The following is a 20,699-nucleotide window of genomic DNA, read 5'->3' as shown; positions in this document are numbered from 1 at the left end:
GTTTAGTATAAGAAAAATACGAAAATTATTTACCCGTTATGTGTAATTCGGTAAAATTCTTGTCGATTTCTATGCTATTATTCCCATTCAATTTTATCTGCTGCAATGGAACCACTTCATTGTCCACTTCTATGGTAGCTATGGTAAAAGGCAGTCCATGTAATTTAAATTTGAAGCTATCATAGGAGGTAGTGTACGATCCATCCTTGAATTGTTGGATTATCAGTTCGTTTTCCTTGCCCACCAACTTAAACTTACGTAGACTAAACTGTCCCTTTTTGTAATCATATCCATCCTGGGCATCCTCATAAACCATTGAGTTTTCGGCCCCGATCTTAAAATATACATCCAAGATCAATTCCTTTATTTCAAGTTCTCCCACATACTGCTGTACGGGATATTTAGGAATTATGGCCCCTTCCTTGATGAATAGGGGGATTTTATCGATATCCGCGGTCACCCATCTTTCCTTACCCCCTTCTATGGTTTCTTCAGTCCAATAATTATACCATTTTCCCTTGGGGACATACATTCGCCTACCCTTTGCGTTGGGCTCCTGAACGGGACAGACCAAAATCTGCTTTCCAAAAATAAACTCATCCGTTCGGAAATGGGTCTGGGTGTCCTCCTGATCATAATAGAACAAGGACTGTAACATGGGTGTACCATATTCCGTATACCTATAGAACATGGTATACAGATAGGGCAATAATTGATATCTCAGTTCTATAAATTTTCGGACGATATCCGTCACTTCATTGTCAAAGGACCAGGGTTCCTGATCCCCATGATCCCCACTGGAATGTACCCTACAGAAAGGATGGAAAACACCCAATTGGATCCATCTAGCGAACAGTTCGCCATTGGGCTGTTCCGCAAAGCCCCCAATATCCGATCCCACAAAGGAATACCCGCTTAAGCACATGCGTTGGGCCTGTACGTTGGCTATCCACAAGTGTTCCCAAGTGGCCACGTTGTCCCCGGTCCAAGTTGAGGAATATCTCTGGGTACCGGCAAAGGCCGCTCGGGTAATGACAAAGGGTCTTTTGGGAAATACGTACTTCTTTACACCCTCATAGGTGGCCCTGACCATTTGCATACCATAAATATTATGTGCTTTTCTATGGGTACAGGGATGACCATCGTAATTGTGTCTGGTATCCAATGGGGCCGTCTTGGTAGGTACTTCCATTACAGCGGGTTCGTTCATATCGTTCCAAACGGCATGTACCCCGATCTCTGCCATGAATTCCTTGTACAATTCCGCCCACCATGTGCGTACCTCAGGGTTGGTAAAGTCAGGGAACTTGCAGGGACCGGGCCACACTTTTCCCTGCATATAAGGCCCGTCACCGCGTTTACAGAAATAGTCCTTTTCCATGGCCTCTTGGTATACCCAATAATCCCGATCCACCTTAATCCCGGGATCTATCATTACCACGGTCTTAAACCCGTCTTCATTTAGCTCTCCAATCATTCTTTTAGGATCCGGAAAACGAGTCTTGTCCCAAGTGAAACATCGAAAACCATCCATGTAATCAATATCCAAATAGATGGCGTCACAGGGAATCCTGAGCTTTCTAAAGTTGTCGGCCAATTCCTTTACCCTACTCTCGGGGAAGTAGCTCCACTTGGATTGATGATATCCCAAAGCCCACTGTGGGGGCATTTCCGGGGTGCCGGTCAAATTGGTATAGGAACGGACCACTTCGGACATTTGCGGGCCATAAAAGAAGTAGTAGTTCATTTCCCCGCCGTCTGCCCAAAAGCTGGTAATATTTCGTCGTTCATGGGCAAAATCAAAATAGGTCCTAAAGGTATTATCGAAGAAAATGCCATAACATTTACCGTTGTGAAGACCGGTGTAAAATGGGATTGCCTTATAAAGTGGTTCCTGATCTTTTCCAAAGGCGTACTGGTCGGTACACCAGTTATTTACCCGCTTGCCCTTTAAGTTGGAGTGTGCGGCCTTATCACCCATCCCGTAGAAACTTTCGGCAGTCTGGGTTATTTTACTCATTTTTACGGTATTGCCCCCATATTCATAGTTTTCTTCCCAGTGAAAACCGAGTTCGTCCTCATTGATGATATTCCCTTCCAAGTCCGATATTTGGGTACGTAGCGTCTTTTTATCTATCAGTATCTTCAATACAGCGGTCTCCAGGAGGTACTCTGTTTTGGTTTCCGCAGTCTCTAGGCGGTTGTATCCTTTGCTGGCCGTTTCACTTATGGCATAGGAAAAATCCGGTTCAAATACATATTCCGTTGCATACCTGAACCTTAAAACAGTATCTTGAAGAACGGTAATCTCTAGAATAACGCCATTTTCTGTGGTAAAGTAAAGTTTATCCGAATCCTTTTTATAGTCTACTATCCGATTAGGGTATAAATTACCCTTGTATTCAAGCTCGGTATTCGTTATCATCGCTAGTCAAATTTAAAACGCCACAAATTAAGGACTTAACCCATAATAACGAAAACATATTACGACCAATTGTTAACTATAACGATATAGCTATTTTTCCTTACTTTAAAATGACAATACCCAAAGGAGGAATGGTAATTTCTATAGATTTTTTATATCCATGCCATGCCGTATTTGTGGTTTTCACGGAAGCATTTTGTAAGTCACTGCCTCCATATTTTTTAGCATCGCTATTGAATATTTCTTTTAAGGCCTTGGTTTTGGGAACCCCAATCCTATAGTTTTCCCTGGGAACGGGTGTGAAGTTACAGGCGACAATGACATCATTCTTCTCATCATGTCCTTTGCGGACATAGGTAAGTACTGAATTTTCCGCATCCCCATAGTCTATCCATTGAAAGCCTTCATGGCTAAATTGTTTCTCGTACAAAGCGGGTTCCGATCTGTATAGCGCATTCAAATCCTTGATCAATTCCTGGATTCCAGAATGTAGTTCGTATTGCGTCAAATGCCAGTCCAGACTTTGTTGAAAGTTCCATTCCGAAGTCTGTCCGAATTCGCCTCCCATAAAAATTAGATTGCCCCCAGGATGGGTAAACATATAGCCGAAAAGCAGTCGGAGATTGGCAAAACGCTGCCACTCGTCCCCCGGCATACGATAGATAAGGGACTGCTTTCCATAGACCACCTCATCATGCGAAAAGGGCAACATAAAGTTTTCGGTAAAGGCATAGGTCATGCTAAAAGTAATGTCATTTTGATGATGTTTCCGGTAAATCGGCTCCTTTTTGAAATACTCCAAGGTATCGTGCATCCATCCCATCATCCATTTCATACCAAAACCGAGCCCCCCCAGGTTAACGGGCCTGGAAACCCCGGAAAATGCCGTGGACTCCTCCGCTATGGTCTGTACATCTGGATAACTGCCATAGACCGTTTCATTAAGTTCCCGAATAAAGGATATCGCTTCCAGATTTTCGTTGTTTCCATAGATATTGGGTTCCCACTCCCCTTCTTCCCGGGAATAATCCAGATAGAGCATGGAGGCCACCGCATCTACCCGTAGACCGTCCACATGATATTGTTCCAACCAGAAAAGGGCATTGCTTATAAGGAAGGCCCTAACCTCGTTCCTACCGTAGTTGAATATCAGACTCTTCCAATCCGGGTGATACCCTTTGCGGCGATCTGGATTTTCATAAAGGTGAGATCCATCAAAAAAGCCAAGCCCGTGAGCGTCCTCCGGAAAGTGGGACGGAACCCAATCCAAGATAACACCGATATCGTTTTGATGGAGCTTATCTACCAGTAATTTGAAATCCTCCGGTTTCCCAAATCTTGAAGTAGGGGCAAAATATCCCGTCAATTGATAGCCCCAGGAAGGATCGTAAGGGTATTCCATAACTGGCATAAACTCCACATGTGTAAAGCCCATGTCCTTCACATATTCTACAAGATCTTCGGATAGATCTACATAGGAAAGGTACTCGTTCCCATTTTTACGCTTCCACGAACCCAAATGAACCTCATATACGGAATAGGGCCTATCTAGACCGTTTTTATCCCCACGGTAGCCCATCCATTTTTTGTCCTTCCATTTGTAATCATCTTTCCATACCACCGACGCGGTGTTGGGTGGATGTTGGCAATAACGTGCAAAAGGATCCGCTTTTTCGGTCTTGATATCGCTATTGTGGGAATGTATCTTGTATTTGTATAAGGAGCCTTGATCTATACCGGGAATAAACCCTTCCCAAATACCACTTTCGTCCCATCGTACAAAAAGTTTGTGATCGCCCTCTATCCAATAATTAAAATCGCCCACCACGGATACGGATTTCGCCGTTGGCGCCCATACGGCAAAATAGGTGCCCTTTTGGCCATTCAATTCCATAGGATGTGATCCCAATTTCTCATAAAGCCGATAGTGCTTTCCGGCTTTAAAAAGACTGATATCAAAATCGGTAAATAGACTATGCGGTATTACGTTTGCCATATTGTTGTTTGGTTAGTATCATTAATAATGCCCATAATGCCCTCCAATGGTATTACTGCCCATTGTGGTCTGGAATTCATTTCGTAGCCCAATTCGTAGACCGCCTTTTCCAGCATACAGTATTTCAAAAGAAATATACGTTCCTGAACATAACCTATGTTGAGATTGTGCTCCTGTATCAACCCTACATAGCTCCCCAGGAAAACGCCGATGAAATAGCGATATAATATTTCGCCTGCTTTATATAGGTCTTCCCGAGAATACGGATACTCCTCCCCTTTTCCAAAAATAGTGGCATAAATGGCGTAGTGGAAAGAGCGAAAAATACCGGCCACATCCTTTAAGGGAGGTTGTTTCACTTTACGGTCCCGAATGGTACTTTCCGGTTCGCCTTCAAAATCCAGAAGATAAAAATCGTCTTCCTGAACCAAAACCTGACCCAAATGATAATCTCCATGTATCCGGATACGCTCCCCCTTTAGTTTGGTCCAATCAAAATTTACAAATCGTTTTCGTATCTCGTTCTTGCGTTCCAAAAACTCCCGGGCCAATTCCAAGGAAAGTCCCTCCAAGCGATGCATATTGTTCTCAACAATATTCAAGCGATTCTGAAATTGATACAGCAGCCTATTTTTTAACCATACTTCATAGTCCCCGTTAAAATGTGTAGGGTGAAAAGCGGTATCCCCAAATTCGGATCCCAAGGCGATGTGCATTTCCGCCGTTCTTTGGGCAAGCTTTTGAATTTTCAAAAAAATATTGAGCCCGGCCCAATCAATGATCCGTGGAGGCACATCATTGATCCCTAAATTTTTAAACATTGGGGTTTCGGGCAAGTTCTTTACTTGGATACGCTTGTATTCCAGATTGCAGAATATTTTATGTAGCTCTCCCAACATATACTCCCACGCATCCCCTTGGTTGGGCACGAGTTCCTGCATCAAGGCAATCGTGATGTTCACATTATCCGAATCGATGACGTTGATACTTCCCATATAGGCCGGTATGTTCCGATACTCTTTCTCCTCGGAGAGAAAACGGGTCATTTCATAATCGGGATTTTTATCGGAATAAATCCTGCGGAAAAACTTAATGACCAATCTATCATTGATAATAACCGAAGTGTTGCTCTGCTCCAAGCCCATAAATCGAGAGGAAATGTACTCCGTTTCCGAAAAACTGGCGCTTTTGTGATACCTTACCTTGGTGGTATCGTTGGGTACCGCTGTCATGATACGTTCAAAGACCAACTTTCGAAAAGCCTCCAAATTAAGGGCATCTATGATAAAACCTTCCTGATCTTTTATCTGTATGGGTAATATGCGGTCTTTCTCGGCAAAGCTCTCATCGGATACGAAGGCAATAGGTAAAAAATAATGCTGATAGAAGGCCTCTTCAAAATTAACCTGCAACAATAGACCGTAGTAGACTTCCTCATTTTGTTGTATCCTAAAATACTCCTGAAGCTCCAGATATTTTAACTTACTGGCCTTACCACCGTACCAACGCTGTTGTACAACATAATTTTCCAGCACATCGGAAAGAAAAACTTTGACAAACTTATCGTTCTCCATCAATTCCTCCCAAACGGTATCGAAACGATAAGGTGGTCGTGCCAGGGATTCCTTTTTCTTTTTGGTCATTTCTTATGTATTGATATGGAACAGATGAAAGGGCAAGGCCGGATGCAGTTCAATAAAATTCCATTCATTATGCCAAAGGTACCCATTATCCGTAATAATATCATGGACCTGTACAGGTTGACCGGCATGAATTCCCAAACTATCCAATGGTAGTTGAACCATGCCCCTCTGGGCGTAATAGGGATCTAAACTGATTACGATCAACATTCGATCCGTTTGGTCATCGTTCCATTTATAAAAAGCGATCAAATTGTCATTGTCAATAGTACAAAAACGGATATTATTGGTTTGTTGCAGGCATTCATGGGCCTTACGTGCTGCATTTACTTTGCTTATAACATAGGTCAACTTATTTTCCATAGACCAGTCCCAATGCCGTATCTCGTACTTTTCGCAGTTCAGGTACTCTTCCTTACCAGGAAGGGCCGCGGTATCCATATATTCGAAAACCGGTCCATAGATTCCGATATTTCCGCTCATTGTAGCGGCCAAGGCATACCGAATAAGGTGAATGGCCTCATTGCCTCCTTGTAGATGGTATGGATTGATATCCGGGGTATTGGGCCAAAAATTGGGACGATAGTACTCCTTCATTTCGGATTGGGTAAGCTCTACCATGTACTCGATAAGCTCATGCTTCCATACCCTCCAGGTAAAGTAGGTATAGGACTGTGAGAATCCTTGCTTGGCCAATTGCTGCATCACCCTTGGTCGTGAAAACGCCTCTGCCAGGAAAAGTACATCAGGATAATCCTTTTTCACCTGGGCAATGAGCCAATTCCAAAAATAATAGGGTTTGGTATGGGGGTTGTCCACCCTAAAAATAAGTACCCCGCAGTTTACCCAATGTAAAGTAACGCTCAACAGTTCCTCCCATAATTCTTTGTACGCCTTGGATTCAAAATAAAAGTTGACAATATCCTGATACTTTTTGGGGGGGTTCTCGGCATATTGGATGGTACCGTCCGGTCGTTTTCTAAACCATTCCGGATGTTCGGTTATATACGGATGGTCCGGTGCAGCCTGGAAGGCCAGATCCATGGCAATCTCTATTCCATGGCCATTTGCCTTTTTAATCAAGTTCCTGAAGTCCTTTTCAGTACCCAAATCAGGGTGTATGGCTTTGTGTCCGCCTAATTTTGAGCCAATGGCCCACGGTACTCCGGAATCGCCCTCAACAGCATTTACGGTATTGTTCTTTCCTTTCCGGTTTACTTCCCCAATAGGATGTACAGGCGGAAAATACAATACATCAAAACCCATATTGGCTATTCTGGTGAGTAACCGTTCACAATCCTCAAATGTCCCGTGTGCATTGGTTTCAGGTGAGGAAGACCGTGGAAAAAACTCGTACCATGTACTAAAGGCCGCCTTTTTCCTATCCACATAGACCTGAAGTACCTTACTGCTATTGGCCAGAAAACGTTGGGGATAACTCAAAAATAATCCGTGTAATTTTTGGGAAACGGCTTCTGTTACCGCCTCATCATAGGAATTGTCATCCTCAAAAAGCTGGATCAGTTTTTGGAGATACGGTTTCTCCTGGGCTGGAACTTTTTTGGCAACATACTTCAAGTATTGCACTCCATCCAAAAGTTCGCTCTTAACATGTTGCCTATCCTCAAGTTTGGCCTCTATACCATGTTGCCAGTTGAGGGCATGGTCCACCCAGCCTTGCACCTTATAGTCATAAAAACCTTGTTTTTGTACCGAAAAGGTCTCAAAATATACATCCTGTCCCTGATGTTGCATACGGATTTCGGAATACTTCTTGTCATCCTGATGCTTATAGAGAATCTCAGCCTGGATAACATCATGGCCATCGGGAAGCACATCTGCATAAACCGTTATTTTTTCGCCCACGGTCCTTTTGATAAAAAACTCCCCACATTGAATTTGTGGTGAAACATTTTCAATAACAACGCGTTGTTGTCTTAGCATAGTTTAAGGTTTGTTCGGTTTTGTTAAAAATAGGAAATAAAACGATAATCCTACCCGTATAAGATACAAATCTTGGGTTCTTTAAGGAGCCTCAAATTTTTTCGATTTCATTTTTGGAACACTTTTTGAAACGGGTACAAAAAGAATCACATATCTAGCTAAAATACATTCATTATGAAAAAAACAACTTTGATATTCGGTACAGTTTTGGCCCTATTTTTTATATCCTGTGAAGGGCCTGCAGGACCTCCAGGATTGGATGGATTTAATGGAGCGGATGGAGTGGATGGTGCTCCGGGACCTCCAGGCCCCGAATTTGAAGCGGTTGCCTTTGAAATTGATATCGATATGGTCTTGAATCCGGACCTAAACAGATATGAATTTGCCCTTGAGCCCTTCCCGGACGATGTCATATTATTGGTAGACGATGTGGTGCTCATGTATCGATTGGAAGAGGTAAACAATGGTCTGGATGTTTGGCGCCAATTGCCACAACCTTTCTTTTCCGATCAAGGATTATTGTTCTATAATTTTGACTTTACGCTAAATGATTACAGCGTTTTGGTAGAACCGGAATTTGATGCAAGCCTGGTTCCCGTAGATTTGGTCCAAAACCAAGTATTCCGGATTGTGGTCATCCCGGCAAATCTAGGTCTATCCTCAAAAATGGATAAATCCAATATCGATGCCGTGATGCGTTCCTTGGGTATCGAAGAAAAGGATGTTAGAAAAATACAATTGGATTGAACCTATTTTGGTATTGAGCCACGGAAAAGCTCTGTTCCCAAATGGTGAACAGGCTTTCCTTTTAGATGGATGACTTTGGTAGAGCCTTTACATAATCCATTCATAAAGTTAGGTTACATTTGAAAGGAATTACCAATAGTATCGTCCAATTTAAGAAATGTAATAAATCTAATATTCATGACCCGTAAAATGCTATTAATCTCCTTTATTCTGCTTATAACCGGATGTAAAGGAAATTCCCAAGAAAAGGAAACTGCCTCGAATAGGGACACGAAAAAAGAAAAGACTTTCCCCATATCCAAAACGGAGGAGGAATGGCGAAAGGAACTCAATGATATGGAATTCTACGTACTGCGCAAGGCCGCTACTGAAAATGCATTCAGTAGTGATCTTCTGGATAACAAGGAAGAAGGAACCTATGTGTGCGCTGGTTGTGGGACCCCTCTTTTTAAGAGTGAGCATAAATTCGATTCCGGTACGGGTTGGCCCAGTTTTGATCGGGAAATAGAGGGCAATGTGGCTTACGACGTAGATTACAAAATAGGTTACAAACGAACCGAGGAGCATTGCGCCACCTGTGGAGGTCATTTAGGGCATGTATTTGATGATGGCCCCAGGAACACCACCGGAAAACGACATTGTATCAATGGTGTGGCGCTTGACTTTGTAGCCAAGGAATAAAACACCTATGTCCTTCATTACTTTAACTGAGTTGACCTAACGTAATACCAAGCACGGGGTTCCTACCAATATGGGCGTGTTATATTTTTGTTCAAAATATTAAGACATCCCAAAGAACATTCCAAAACCTAGGAAAACAGAAAATCGGTAAATCCATGTTTTGATGTATTACTTTGGATTTCCTTGGCAAACAATTGGGATTTTGAATTTGTAATTTGGGTTCTGATTTCCGTACTTTTGCACCGCTCTCGACCGAATAATCCATTCGCGTCTTTTGGGAGGTAATCTTTAAAAAGTTTAAAAAATGGCCAATTTCGATGTTATTGTTTTGGGCAGTGGCCCTGGGGGTTATGTTGCCGCTATTAGGGCTTCCCAACTGGGTTTCAAAACCGCGATTGTTGAAAAAGAAAGCCTTGGCGGGGTTTGTCTTAACTGGGGTTGTATCCCTACAAAAGCTTTGCTAAAGTCGGCGCAAGTATTTGAATATTTGCAGCATGCTGAGGATTATGGCCTTAAGGCAGGAGATGTGGACAAGGATTTCAATGCCGTTGTAAAACGCAGTCGGGGAGTAGCCGATAGTATGAGCAAGGGTGTACAGTTCTTGATGAAAAAGAATAAAATCGAGGTCATCACCGGTATTGGAAAACTAAGACCCGGGAAAAAATTAACCGTGACCGATGCTGAGGGCAAGGAAACTGAATATAGTGCGGAACATATCATCATTGCTACGGGAGCAAGGAGCCGTGAGCTCCCCAGCCTGCCCCAGGACGGAAAGAAGATAATCGGCTATCGGGAAGCCATGTCCTTGGATGGACAGCCAAAAAAGATGATAGTTGTAGGTAGCGGGGCGATAGGTATAGAATTCGCCTATTTCTATAATGCCATGGGCACTGAAGTCACCGTTGTAGAGTTCCTACCGCGTATAGTTCCGGTCGAGGACGAGGAGATCTCCAAACAACTGGAACGAAGTTTCAAAAAGACAGGAATCAAGATCATGACCTCATCCGAAGTTACGAGTGTGGATACCTCGGGAGAAGGTGTCAAGGCCACCGTAAAGACTGCGAAAGGTGAGAAGGTCCTAGAGGCGGATATCGTCCTTTCTGCGGTAGGAATAAAATCGAATATCGAAAATATTGGTTTGGAAGAAGTTGGGATAGCTACCGATCGCGATAAAATTCTAGTCAACGATTATTACCAGACCAATATTCCAGGTTACTATGCCATAGGTGATGTTACCCCGGGGCAGGCCTTGGCCCATGTCGCTTCCGCCGAGGGTATCCTTTGTGTGGAAAAAATAAAGGGCATGCATGTGGAGCCTTTGGACTACGGTAACATTCCGGGATGTACCTACTGTATGCCCGAAGTGGCCTCCGTAGGACTGACCGAAACACAGGCGAAAGAGGCCGGACATGATATCAAGGTTGGAAAATTCCCGTTTTCGGCAAGTGGAAAGGCCAAGGCCTCAGGTAATGCGGACGGATTCGTTAAGGTCATCTTCGATGCCAAATATGGGGAATGGTTGGGTTGCCATATGATCGGTGCCGGTGTTACGGACATGATAGCCGAGGCAGTGGTGGCACGAAAACTGGAAACCACGGGGCACGAGGTATTAAAAGCGGTCCACCCCCACCCTACCATGAGTGAGGCCGTAATGGAAGCCGTAGCCGATGCCTATGATGAAGTAATCCATTTGTAAAATACAGTTAAGCGCAGTCCAGACCCAAAAATCTGGATTGCGTTTATCTGAAACGTCCATTATTTCAAAAGATGCTTACCACTTTTAGAATTACGGCTGTCCTTGAGGGTATTTCCTACCTCATGCTCTTTGCTATCAGTATGCCCTTAAAGTATTGGGCGGACATTCGCGAACCCAATATCTATATTGGCTATGCCCATGGATTCCTGTTCATTGCCTATCTCCTTTTGGCCATTGCTTTTTGGATGGAAAAAAAGTGGGCCCCGAAACGATTGTTTATATTGCTACTAGCCTCCTTATTGCCCTTCGGGACATTTTATATGGACAAGAAGTATCTAAAGCCCTTACAATCTGGATAGTAAGTGGAAAGATTTACATTTGATTTTTAAGGACTTGACAAAGCTTGCTCTTTTGTTTCCCAAACACCCTTAAAGACCCTTCCTATTCTGTGATATCGTCCAAAAAACTCTGTATGGCCAAATCATAGCTCTGTAGGCCGAAGCCCAGAATAACTCCCTTTGCACCTGGTGAGATATAGGATACATGACGAAATTCTTCCCTTTTGTGGGTGTTGGAGATATGTACCTCCACAACCGGTGTCTGAATGGCCTTCACGGCATCACCGATACCTACCGATGTGTGCGTATAGGAAGCTGCATTGAGCACAATGCCTTCATGGGAAAACCCAACTTCCTGAAGCTTACCGATGATTTCCCCTTCAATATTGGATTGGTAATACTCCAACTGTACATCCTTGAACTTGAACTGTAGTATCGAAAAATAGTCCTCAAAAGTCTGGTTGCCATATACCTCCGGCTCCCGTTTGCCCAAAAGGTTTAAGTTTGGGCCATTGATTATAATAATTTTCATCCAATCGATTCTAGTGTTTCCAATAGGTCAGACCTACCCTATAGGTAGGTTGATGGAGTTAAAATTAGCAAATTAGTCCCCGTAAAAAAAATGGTGTCACTGGGCCAGCAGGGAATTAACGCCGTCTTCCTGTGGGAAAGGTGTAGATAACCCCAAGATTGGCGGAGTTCCACGCTCTTTCGTCCAATTGTATTCCGGTATAGGAAAGGTTCAATTCAGTTTGTGGGCCCAACAAAAATCCAATGATCGGCCTATAGTAAAACCCTCCATCATTACCATCGTTAATGCCCAAGGCGGTTCCGGCATTCACCCCAAGGGAAAAGGAATTGGAGGGCCATATCCGTATAGAGGCGGCAAGTGGCAAAAATTGTACGTTGGGCAAATCCACCGATACGGTTTGGCCCTGAAAGGTTTCGGCAAAACCATGGATGAAACCGGCAGTAACCCCAAAGTCCATTAATCTGCCCAGGGCCCACATATACCCTACATCGGCCCCGACAAACAGGCTTACCTCATCATTAAAGTCCCCAAGGGGCAATCCCCCTTGAATGCCCAGTTTAAATCCCTCCTGCGCATTCATCGAAAATCCGAAAACAATAAAGGCCAAGACGCATAGGGTGTGCTTCATAACGATAGATTATAGGAACAATAACGTCAAATACATCCATCGGACTACATTAAGAAGCAACTTTGTTGCCAAATTCGGAAAAACCGTTGCACATGGGCTTTCCAAGTGCATCAAAAGAATGTTGGGCTACCCTTGAATTGGAAATCACTTTTCCAGGAATAGGCAGCCATTATGCCAAACCGAACAAAGTCGGCACACCGGGGCACATCCCTTTTGTTGCGGGAGACAGTCCGTAAACCCTTGAAAAGTATTTTTACCCTTTTGGGTTTTAAAAAAAGTAACTAGCGGAAATCTGCGCCACCCGATTCTTGGAATCGAAGTCCTTGACCACATCGATGAACCCGGGAATAAAACGTAACTGAAAATAAAAGTTCTCATCCAATCGATATCCTGCCCCAAAGGCAAAACCAATGTCGAACGTGTTTTTGTCCGGAGTAACCAAAGTACCATACGTGTCTTCATCGATGTTACTGGAAAGTAATACGCTCAATTGCGGTCCCGCCTCTATAAAAAGGTTGTCCCAAACATTGTATTTGGCGATCAAGGGCACGTTTAGATAAAACAAGTTGATATCATCTTCCAAGAAGGTGCCGCTACCCTGAAAAGATAGAAGAACCTCCGGTTGAATAATAATGACGTCGGAAAAGGGAATCTCTACCAGTCCCCCAAGATGAAAACCGGGCTTGGTGCCATAATCATATCTACTGTCACCACCGAGGGCGGAAAGGTTAAATCCTGCCTTTACGGCCACGGTACCGTCGGCGCCTATATTACTGGTGCCTTGTAATTGGGCCAAGGTATGTTGGATACTAAGAAAGGAAAATAAAACAATTAGGAAAGCTATTTTTTTCATGTTTTCATATTTAATGGTTGTATGCACAAAAGTACTTCTTTTAAGGGGAATGCGTCCCAAAATTCCATTCCGATGTTAAAAAGAAAAGTCCAACAAAACTATTTTACTTCCTGATATTAGCGATTAACAAAAGGTTAATTCAAAGAAAATTCCTTGATTCAATGAATAAAGCAGCTACTTTTATTCAGGAATTGATAACCTTAAATCTTAATATCATGAGAAAAACACTAGTGAGTACCGTAGCCTTTTTCGGATTGACCCTATTCACCTTGGAGAGGGTTTCAGCCCAAACCGAAGAGGGTAGCTTTTTGATCGAAGCAAGTACAGGCTTTGGCTTTTTGAACAATGTGGCAAACACCGGATTTTATCTAAGCTCTCAGGATGGGGAGACCGTATTTAATATTGGAGCGGAAGGCGGGTACTTTATTATTGATAACCTGGCACTTAAAGCAGGGCTCGGTTTTGGAGACAATGGCTTTAATTCTATTTTAAGTTACAAGCTGGGTGCCAAATATTATGTAATAGGTCAAATTCCGGTAGCTATGGATTTTACCGGGGCCAGTATCCAAGATGTGAGCGAAAACCCCATTTTTTTGGGTATCCAGGGAGGGTATGCCATATTCTTGGGCGACTATATCGCTTTGGAACCTGGACTTCGCTACAACTTCACATTGAACGAGGACGCCTCGGATAGTTTTTTTCAGTTTAATGTTGGGGTGGCATTTCTTTTCTAGAACTTGATAATATAGTGCATGAAGGGGTTGGGGTGGTTTTTCCTAACCCTTTTTTAAGTAATCCGTTTTCGATTTTTTCAATGATCGTTATCGATTCAAATATATAATTTGGGACATAGCGTATCTTTGAACCATGAATTGGCAACAGGCATTGAAGGATTATCAGCACTATCTAAGAATAGAGCGGGGCTTGGCCCAGAATTCCATCAAAAGCTACCAAAGGGACGTAAACAAGCTTATACTTTATCTGGAAACACATAGTATCCCTGAGAATCCCATAAAGATAAGTAGGGAAACGGTACAAAGGTTCATTTACGAGATTGCCAAGACCGTTAACCCACGTTCACAGGCCCGCATCATTTCCGGGCTTAAGGGTTTTTTTAATTATTTGGCCTTTGAGGAATATAGGACCGATAATCCTATGGACCTGTTGGAGTCCCCAAAAATCGGACGAAAACTCCCCGACACCCTCTCCGAATCCGAAATAGACACCCTTATCGGGGCTATAGACTTAAGCAGGCCGGAAGGGGAACGAAACCGGGCTATGCTGGAGACCTTGTATGGATGCGGACTTCGAGTTTCGGAATTGGTCGGTCTAAAGATTTCGGATCTTTTTTTTGAGGAAGGTTTTATCAAAGTTACTGGTAAAGGGGACAAACAGCGGTTTGTACCTATTAGCGCCCATAACGTCAAATTTATTGATATATATAGAAACGAAATCCGGATACATCAAAAAACCCAAAAAGGCCATGAGGACATTCTTTTTCTTAATAGAAGGGGGAAACAGCTAACTAGGGCGATGATATTCACCATCATAAAACAACTCGCGGAAAAAATCGGGTTACAAAAAAGTATTAGCCCCCATACGTTCAGACATTCCTTTGCCACCCATCTGTTGGAAAACGGAGCGGATCTTAGGGCCATACAACAAATGTTGGGTCATGAAAGCATTACCACAACAGAGGTTTACATGCATGTGGATCGTGGTCATCTGTCCGATGTTATGAACAGATACCATCCCCGAAAATAACGGGACAACGTCCAAATCAGAACTTGAATTTCCCTCCAAGGGAATATAGGGCAGGTGTGGGAATAACAGGTTCACCAAGGCTTCCCAACTTGGAGTCATTAAACTGTATATTCGCCCTTGCTTCCAAAAAGAAGTTTTCCTGTACTTCATAGCCGGCACCCGATAAAATCCCCAATCTGGGAGATAGGGGCGTTCCTCCATCTTTTTTTGCCTCTCTTTCCAACTCCAATCCAGAAAGAAGGTAGATTCTTTCCGTAAGATAATATCTTCCCAAAAGCGCAGTCCTGAACCTATTGGAATTAACATAGGTATCGTGAAAACCTTCCAACAAAACATCCATTTCTTCGAATAGATCATAATTGATGAGGAAAGAGGCATGCTCCTCACTGTCCAAAAACAGGGGATATGAAAATCCTTCTATGGTCAAATTATTCTGTTTCACAAGACCTAGTGGGTCGGGCTTAGGTTCTTGACCATATAGCCCAACAAGGCCCGAAAAAAAGAAAACAATCAGGGGAACTTTTAAGCGTAAAAACACAAGCCTTGTTTTTTGGGAGGTGGATATCTAAAAGTAGTCCAAACGCTTTGGCATTCCAAGCAATTTAAAATGAATTTAACGCATGGGTATTCGGTTTCACCCCAAAGGAAAATCCTAGGTTTAATACCTTCTCGGGAGGATCAAAGAATTCATTTGCAAAAAAATAGGGAGCGCAATCGTTATAGTTGATTTAAGATTTTTCCAGACCCGATTTTTGTTAAAGAAAACAATATATTAGGGCTCCGTAAAAAGTTTGTATGGAAGAACAATCGAAGCGAAAATGGTGGAAAGAAGGTATTGTGTACCAGATTTATCCCAGAAGTTTCCAAGATACAAGTGGTAATGGCATAGGCGACTTAAAGGGTATTATCCAGAGGTTGGACTACATCAAAAGCTTGGGAGTGGACATTGTTTGGCTGAACCCTATATACAAATCACCAAATGATGACCATGGCTATGACATAAGTGATTACCGTGGTATAATGGAAGAATTCGGCACCATGTCCGATTTTGATGAACTGCTGGCGGGGATGAAACAAAGAGGCCTAAAATTGGTTATGGACCTTGTGGTGAACCATAGCAGTGACGAACATCCGTGGTTTTTGGAATCCCGAAAATCAAGTGACAATCCCTATCGGGATTATTACCATTGGTGGCCTGCGGAAAAGGGAACACCGCCCAGGCGTTGGAGCTTCTTTGACGTTGAGGAGAACGCCTGGAAATATGATTCCTGTACCAATGCCTATTACTTACATTGTTTTTCTGAAAAACAGCCGGATTTGAATTGGGAAAACCCTAAAGTTAGACAGGAAATCTATGACCTCATGAAATTTTGGTTCGATAAGGGGGTCGATGGTTTTCGTATGGATGTCATTTCATTTATCTCAAAGGATACGGACTTTCCCGAACTTCCAAAAAAATATAACGGGGACTTTATCCCATATTATGCCAATGGCCCCAGGCTCCATGAGTATTTGCACGAAATGAACAAGGAGGTACTGAGCAAGTATGACGTAATGACGGTAGGTGAAGGAACCGGTATATCCATAGACCGTGCCTTGGATTTTGTCAACGAGGACCGTCAGGAACTTAATATGTTCTTTCATTTTGATTTAATGGACCTAGATCGGGAGCCCGGGCAAATGTTTACCATGCGAAAAGAAAAATGGAAGCTTACCGATTTCAAACGGATACATTCCCAATGGGATTCCGTTTTTGCGCAAAAAGGTTGGGGAAGTATCTATTTGAACAATCATGATTTTCCCAGGGCTGTAAGTCGTTGGGGAAATGATTCGAAAGCGCACTGGCGAAATGCGGCCACCATGCTACATACCTTTGTGCTTACCATGAGGGGGACTCCATATTTTCTCTATGGCGAGGAAATAGGAATGACCAATATCAAGTTCGACAATATTAAGGATTATCGGGACATAAATACCTTGAACCGCTTTGAGACACTTAAAAAAGAAGGTGAAAATCTTGAAGCGTTCATTCAAAATGAAAAACATGCCAGTAGGGACAATGCCCGTACCCCCATGCAATGGGACCTTTCGGAAAATGCCGGTTTTACCCAGGCCACACCTTGGATAAGGATCAATGGGAATTATCAAGAGGGCACAAATGTTATGGTGCAGGAATCCAAGGAAGACTCCGTGCTCAACTATTTCAGGCGAATGATCTATGTGCGCAAGTCGCATATGACTTTAATTTATGGGGACTATACTTTACTGGCTCCAAAAAACGAGGACATTTACGCATATACACGTAGCGATAGCGAAAATACCTTCTTGGTATTGCTGAGTTTCTCCTCTAGGAAAACAAAACTGGCCTTAAACGAACTGGATTTTAAATATGCCAAACTTGTCATTAGCAATGACAGGGCACCCGATATCAAAAACGATACAAAGTTTGTGTTGGAGCCCTACCAAGCTTTTGTTTACCAACTATATTGAAACCGATTTTAGTATATTTAGGCCAATTAAAAGAGGCTATGCTAAAAAAACCAAGACTCCTTTTTCTTTTTGTCCTCTTCCTGTTTTCTGCTATAGGCCATGCTTGTTCCGTAGTATATTACATGGATCCCGGCACGGGAAAGATCTATGTGGCCAACAATGAGGATTATTGGTACGATGTGGATGCCTATATCCAGATTGTTCCCAAGTCCAAAAAAGAATTGGCCCGTCTTTGGTACGGCTGGGATAATTTTGCACAGGGCGGAATCAATGAAGCAGGATTGTTCTTTGATGGTGCCGTAACCCCGGAACAACCCAGAATAAAAGGTTCCAAAAAAATAAAGGGCAATTTAGGGGACGATATTTTGGCTACATGTAAAACTGTACAGGATGCCATTGCACTCATTGAAAAAAGAAAAATCGCCTTGCCCGACGCCCATATCATGTTCGGTGATGCCACGGGAAATGCAGTAGTCGTTGAATGGTTGGACGGAGAACAAAAAATCATCCCAATAAGGAACAATAGATTGGTAATGACCAATTTTTTATTGGCCGACCCCACAAGGGGAAACCATCCATGCCCAAGGTACAACGCCATCCAAAAAAACTTGGAAACCTTGGAGAAAAACAAGGACTCCATAAGTTTTTTGAAAGCCGCAAATACCATAAGCAACGCGGTTCAAATTCCAAATGCCGATAAAGAAGGAAGAACAGGCGGTACGCTCTACTCCACTTTCATTAACATTTCGGATATGGAATTGATACTGGTCTATCAGCTGGATAATAAAAAAATGTCAAAGCTGAATCTGCAATCGGAGTTTGATAGGCCAAAGGGAAGGAAAATAGCGTTAAACTCACTTTGACCCGAAAATACTCAAATGCAAAAATAAAATTTACCCTTTCAATACTTTTAGAACCCTAAACTTGTAGACCTATTCTGTAACAAAACAAAGCAACACTCTACTAATTAATAACAACTCACCAACCCGTACGTGAACAAAGAACTGGAACATCAATTTGTTACAGAGCTTGAGAACAATCAAAATATTGTTCATAAGGTGTGTTCGCTATACACCAGTGATAGGGATTCGCATAAGGATCTTTTCCAGGAGATTACCATACAACTATGGAAAGCCTATCCCAAATTTCGGGGCGAATCCAAATTTAGTACATGGATGTACCGTGTAGCACTGAATACGGCAATTACTTTATATCGGAAATCAAAAAGACAGGTCGTCACCCAAGACTATGAATCCGTAATTTTTAAGATAAAGGCCGACGAATATGATGAGACCGAGGAGAAACAGCTTAAACTGATGTACAATGCCGTAAGGCAATTGGGCGATATTGAAAAGGCCCTTGTCTTTCTCTATTTGGAAGACAAGGACTACAGGGAGATTGCCGAGACGTTGGGTATTACCGAGGTAAATGCCAGGGTAAAGATGAACCGCATCAAAAATAAATTGAAAACCATATTGAATCCTTGAGGATATGATGGACGAACTAGAACTGTTGAAGAAAGATTGGCAGAAGAAGGGAGCGGAGCTTCCCAAATTGTCATTTGATGAAATACATAACATGCTGTGGAAAAAATCATCCTCTATAGTGAGGTGGATACTGATTATCAGTGTTTTGGAAATTTCACTGCCCCAACTGTTGTTTTTGTTTCCATCCATCAGAAATTCCATGGCCCTTTTTGACAACTCTACGTTTAACCTAGGCGTTCTGATCCTATCTATTTTTTATTATGCGGTAGTCATCTATTTCATTTATCTTTTTTACAAACGGTACAGGGAGATTTCCGTTTTGGAAAATGCAAAAAACCTCATGGACAAAATAATCCGTACTCGAAAAACGGTTTTCTATTATATCGTTTTTTCCCTAAGTATGTTTTTTGTTTTCTTTTTGTACTATGCCCTGGAAATGTATTTCGTGGATGACGTACTGATGAGTATCGATGGTTTTGAAGAGGTATTGAAGAAAAGAACGTTGGAAGAAATCCGAAGTATGGTGTTTTGGGGGGTTATCTTGGGAGGATTCTTCTTCACCCTTGTAATGGGCGGAATCTATTTTTTGCTTTACGGAATCTTGCTCAGAAAACTCAAAAGAAATTACGGGGAATTGAAGCGCTTGGAAATTTAAAATTTCTTCCGATTACGATACCTGCGCAATTCATTTTCCTGCTCATAGGCCAATAATTCCTCTTGGGGAATTACCTTTAAAAAAGAAGGATGTTGTTCTATGGCATATTCCAATTTTTCGATAATGGATTCCGGAGATTCGTTCCCGTAGTCTATTTCCAGGGGTTCTTTGATGACCATGGATTGCAAAATACCTTTTTTCTTGACCCGAAGCCCTTTTTTATCGAATGAACGGCGAAACCCGTCAATGACTACGGGAACCACCACAGGCTTGTACTTTTTAATGATGTGGGCGGTACCTTTTCGCAAGGGCTTCCAGGGAGTGGTCGTTCCCTGGGGGAAGGTAATTACCCAACCATCGGTCAATGCCTTGCCTATATTGGAGATATCGCTCATTTTCACCTGCCGTTGTATATCCTGTCCTTCAGATCTCCAGGTCCGCTCCACACTAATGGAGCCTGCATAGGCAAAAATTTTGGTGAGCAGATTCTTTTTCATAGTCTCCGCGGCCGCAACATAGTATACATTTAATTTCGGATTCCAGAGATAACCCAGGTTCTTAAGGGAGTCTTCCCTTCCCGCCAGACTTGCATTAAAAACGTGGAACATGGCCACCACATCAGCGAAGTAGGTTTGGTGATTACTTACAAAAAGAACGTTTTCCCCGGGAAGTTTTCTCAAAACTTCGGAACCCTCAATTTCCAATGTGTTGAAGCCCTTGTAGCGCGAGCGCGTCATTAGCCCCATGATTCGAATGAGCCACTTTTTTAAAAAGAGTATATGTCCAAAAGGATTTTCCTTGAATAAACCCATAGAGGCAAAAC

General features: G+C 42.7%; 20 protein-coding genes. 11 read left to right on the top strand and 9 right to left on the bottom strand.

Going from position 1 to position 20,699, the window contains the following annotated elements; genetic code table 11:
- Positions 1 to 25: 25 nt before the first annotated feature.
- From ACO06Y_RS12165 to ACO06Y_RS12150, 4 genes are all read right to left on the bottom strand, one after another.
- Complete coding sequence (locus ACO06Y_RS12165) at positions 26 to 2,425, bottom strand: glycoside hydrolase family 31 protein (RefSeq protein WP_422084099.1); 2,400 nt, start codon at positions 2,423 to 2,425, stop codon at positions 26 to 28.
- Between the two features lie 100 nt (positions 2,426 to 2,525).
- Positions 2,526 to 4,421 carry a 1,4-alpha-glucan branching protein GlgB gene (gene glgB, locus ACO06Y_RS12160; RefSeq protein ID WP_422084098.1) on the bottom strand — a complete coding sequence of 632 codons (1,896 nt, stop codon included), beginning with the start codon at positions 4,419 to 4,421 and terminating at the stop codon, positions 2,526 to 2,528.
- A complete protein-coding gene (locus tag ACO06Y_RS12155) occupies positions 4,409 to 6,064 on the bottom strand; it encodes a maltokinase N-terminal cap-like domain-containing protein (RefSeq protein ID WP_422084097.1) in 1,656 nt (551 codons plus the stop codon). The genes glgB and ACO06Y_RS12155 overlap by 13 nt, the downstream gene beginning before the upstream one ends.
- A 3-nt stretch (positions 6,065 to 6,067) precedes the next feature.
- Positions 6,068 to 8,005, bottom strand: a complete 1,938-nt coding sequence (locus tag ACO06Y_RS12150; protein ID WP_422084096.1) for an alpha-1,4-glucan--maltose-1-phosphate maltosyltransferase — start codon at positions 8,003 to 8,005, stop codon at positions 6,068 to 6,070.
- Between the two features lie 174 nt (positions 8,006 to 8,179).
- On the opposite strand from ACO06Y_RS12150, the gene ACO06Y_RS12145 reads away from it, so the two are divergent.
- From ACO06Y_RS12145 to ACO06Y_RS12130, 4 genes are all read left to right on the top strand, one after another.
- Positions 8,180 to 8,752: a collagen-like triple helix repeat-containing protein gene (locus tag ACO06Y_RS12145; RefSeq protein WP_422084095.1), complete on the top strand. Its 573-nt coding sequence runs from the start codon at positions 8,180 to 8,182 to the stop codon at positions 8,750 to 8,752.
- A 177-nt stretch (positions 8,753 to 8,929) separates the two neighbouring features.
- Positions 8,930 to 9,433, top strand: a complete 504-nt coding sequence (gene msrB, locus ACO06Y_RS12140) for a peptide-methionine (R)-S-oxide reductase MsrB (RefSeq protein ID WP_422084094.1) — start codon at positions 8,930 to 8,932, stop codon at positions 9,431 to 9,433.
- A 304-nt stretch (positions 9,434 to 9,737) separates the two neighbouring features.
- Positions 9,738 to 11,129, top strand: a complete 1,392-nt coding sequence (lpdA, locus tag ACO06Y_RS12135) for a dihydrolipoyl dehydrogenase (protein ID WP_422084093.1) — start codon at positions 9,738 to 9,740, stop codon at positions 11,127 to 11,129.
- A gap of 71 nt (positions 11,130 to 11,200) precedes the next feature.
- On the top strand, positions 11,201 to 11,488 hold the full coding sequence (locus ACO06Y_RS12130; protein WP_422084092.1) for a DUF3817 domain-containing protein: 288 nt from the start codon (positions 11,201 to 11,203) through the stop codon (positions 11,486 to 11,488).
- A gap of 82 nt (positions 11,489 to 11,570) precedes the next feature.
- Here ACO06Y_RS12130 and aroQ read toward each other — a convergent pair whose 3' ends face one another.
- Together aroQ and ACO06Y_RS12120 are read right to left on the bottom strand one after the other, a co-directional pair.
- Positions 11,571 to 11,999, bottom strand: coding sequence for a type II 3-dehydroquinate dehydratase (aroQ, locus tag ACO06Y_RS12125; protein ID WP_422084091.1), 429 nt, complete (start codon positions 11,997 to 11,999; stop codon positions 11,571 to 11,573).
- Positions 12,000 to 12,114: 115 nt separating this feature from the next.
- Positions 12,115 to 12,627, bottom strand: coding sequence for a hypothetical protein (locus ACO06Y_RS12120; protein WP_422084090.1), 513 nt, complete (start codon positions 12,625 to 12,627; stop codon positions 12,115 to 12,117).
- A 92-nt stretch (positions 12,628 to 12,719) separates the two neighbouring features.
- Between ACO06Y_RS12120 and ACO06Y_RS12115 the strand changes: the two genes are divergently transcribed.
- A complete protein-coding gene (locus ACO06Y_RS12115; RefSeq protein ID WP_422084089.1) occupies positions 12,720 to 12,863 on the top strand; it encodes a hypothetical protein in 144 nt (47 codons plus the stop codon).
- A 32-nt stretch (positions 12,864 to 12,895) separates the two neighbouring features.
- On the opposite strand, the gene ACO06Y_RS12110 is transcribed toward ACO06Y_RS12115, so the two are convergent.
- Positions 12,896 to 13,480: a porin family protein gene (locus tag ACO06Y_RS12110; protein ID WP_422084088.1), complete on the bottom strand. Its 585-nt coding sequence runs from the start codon at positions 13,478 to 13,480 to the stop codon at positions 12,896 to 12,898.
- Positions 13,481 to 13,695: 215 nt separating this feature from the next.
- Between ACO06Y_RS12110 and ACO06Y_RS12105 the strand changes: the two genes are divergently transcribed.
- Together ACO06Y_RS12105 and xerD are read left to right on the top strand one after the other, a co-directional pair.
- The gene (locus tag ACO06Y_RS12105; RefSeq protein WP_422084087.1) at positions 13,696 to 14,214 is read left to right on the top strand and encodes a hypothetical protein; all 519 of its coding nucleotides are present in this window, start codon (positions 13,696 to 13,698) and stop codon (positions 14,212 to 14,214) included.
- A 133-nt stretch (positions 14,215 to 14,347) separates the two neighbouring features.
- On the top strand, positions 14,348 to 15,244 hold the full coding sequence (gene xerD, locus ACO06Y_RS12100) for a site-specific tyrosine recombinase XerD (RefSeq protein ID WP_422084086.1): 897 nt from the start codon (positions 14,348 to 14,350) through the stop codon (positions 15,242 to 15,244).
- A 16-nt stretch (positions 15,245 to 15,260) separates the two neighbouring features.
- Here the strand turns inward: xerD and ACO06Y_RS12095 are convergent, their stop codons facing one another.
- Positions 15,261 to 15,686, bottom strand: a complete 426-nt coding sequence (locus tag ACO06Y_RS12095) for a hypothetical protein (protein WP_422084085.1) — start codon at positions 15,684 to 15,686, stop codon at positions 15,261 to 15,263.
- A gap of 353 nt (positions 15,687 to 16,039) precedes the next feature.
- Between ACO06Y_RS12095 and ACO06Y_RS12090 the strand changes: the two genes are divergently transcribed.
- The 4 genes from ACO06Y_RS12090 to ACO06Y_RS12075 all read left to right on the top strand — a co-directional run bounded on the left by ACO06Y_RS12090 (position 16,040) and on the right by ACO06Y_RS12075 (position 19,876).
- Positions 16,040 to 17,734 carry a glycoside hydrolase family 13 protein gene (locus tag ACO06Y_RS12090; RefSeq protein ID WP_422084084.1) on the top strand — a complete coding sequence of 565 codons (1,695 nt, stop codon included), beginning with the start codon at positions 16,040 to 16,042 and terminating at the stop codon, positions 17,732 to 17,734.
- Positions 17,735 to 17,772: 38 nt separating this feature from the next.
- On the top strand, positions 17,773 to 18,597 hold the full coding sequence (locus tag ACO06Y_RS12085) for a carcinine hydrolase/isopenicillin-N N-acyltransferase family protein (RefSeq protein ID WP_422084083.1): 825 nt from the start codon (positions 17,773 to 17,775) through the stop codon (positions 18,595 to 18,597).
- A gap of 129 nt (positions 18,598 to 18,726) precedes the next feature.
- Positions 18,727 to 19,221 carry an RNA polymerase sigma factor gene (locus ACO06Y_RS12080; protein ID WP_422084082.1) on the top strand — a complete coding sequence of 165 codons (495 nt, stop codon included), beginning with the start codon at positions 18,727 to 18,729 and terminating at the stop codon, positions 19,219 to 19,221.
- A gap of 4 nt (positions 19,222 to 19,225) precedes the next feature.
- Positions 19,226 to 19,876: a hypothetical protein gene (locus tag ACO06Y_RS12075; RefSeq protein WP_422084081.1), complete on the top strand. Its 651-nt coding sequence runs from the start codon at positions 19,226 to 19,228 to the stop codon at positions 19,874 to 19,876.
- Here the strand turns inward: ACO06Y_RS12075 and ACO06Y_RS12070 are convergent.
- Entirely contained in the window at positions 19,873 to 20,688 is an 816-nt protein-coding gene (locus ACO06Y_RS12070) for a lysophospholipid acyltransferase family protein (RefSeq protein WP_422084080.1), read from the bottom strand. The genes ACO06Y_RS12075 and ACO06Y_RS12070 overlap by 4 nt on opposite strands.
- Between the last annotated feature and the right edge of the window lie 11 nt (positions 20,689 to 20,699).

It is taken from the genome of Ulvibacterium sp., assembly GCF_965228935.1.
GTDB lineage: Bacteria > Bacteroidota > Bacteroidia > Flavobacteriales > Flavobacteriaceae > Ulvibacterium.
Note: the sequence above shows the minus strand (reverse complement) of the source record. Positions and strands in the feature narration are given on the sequence as shown.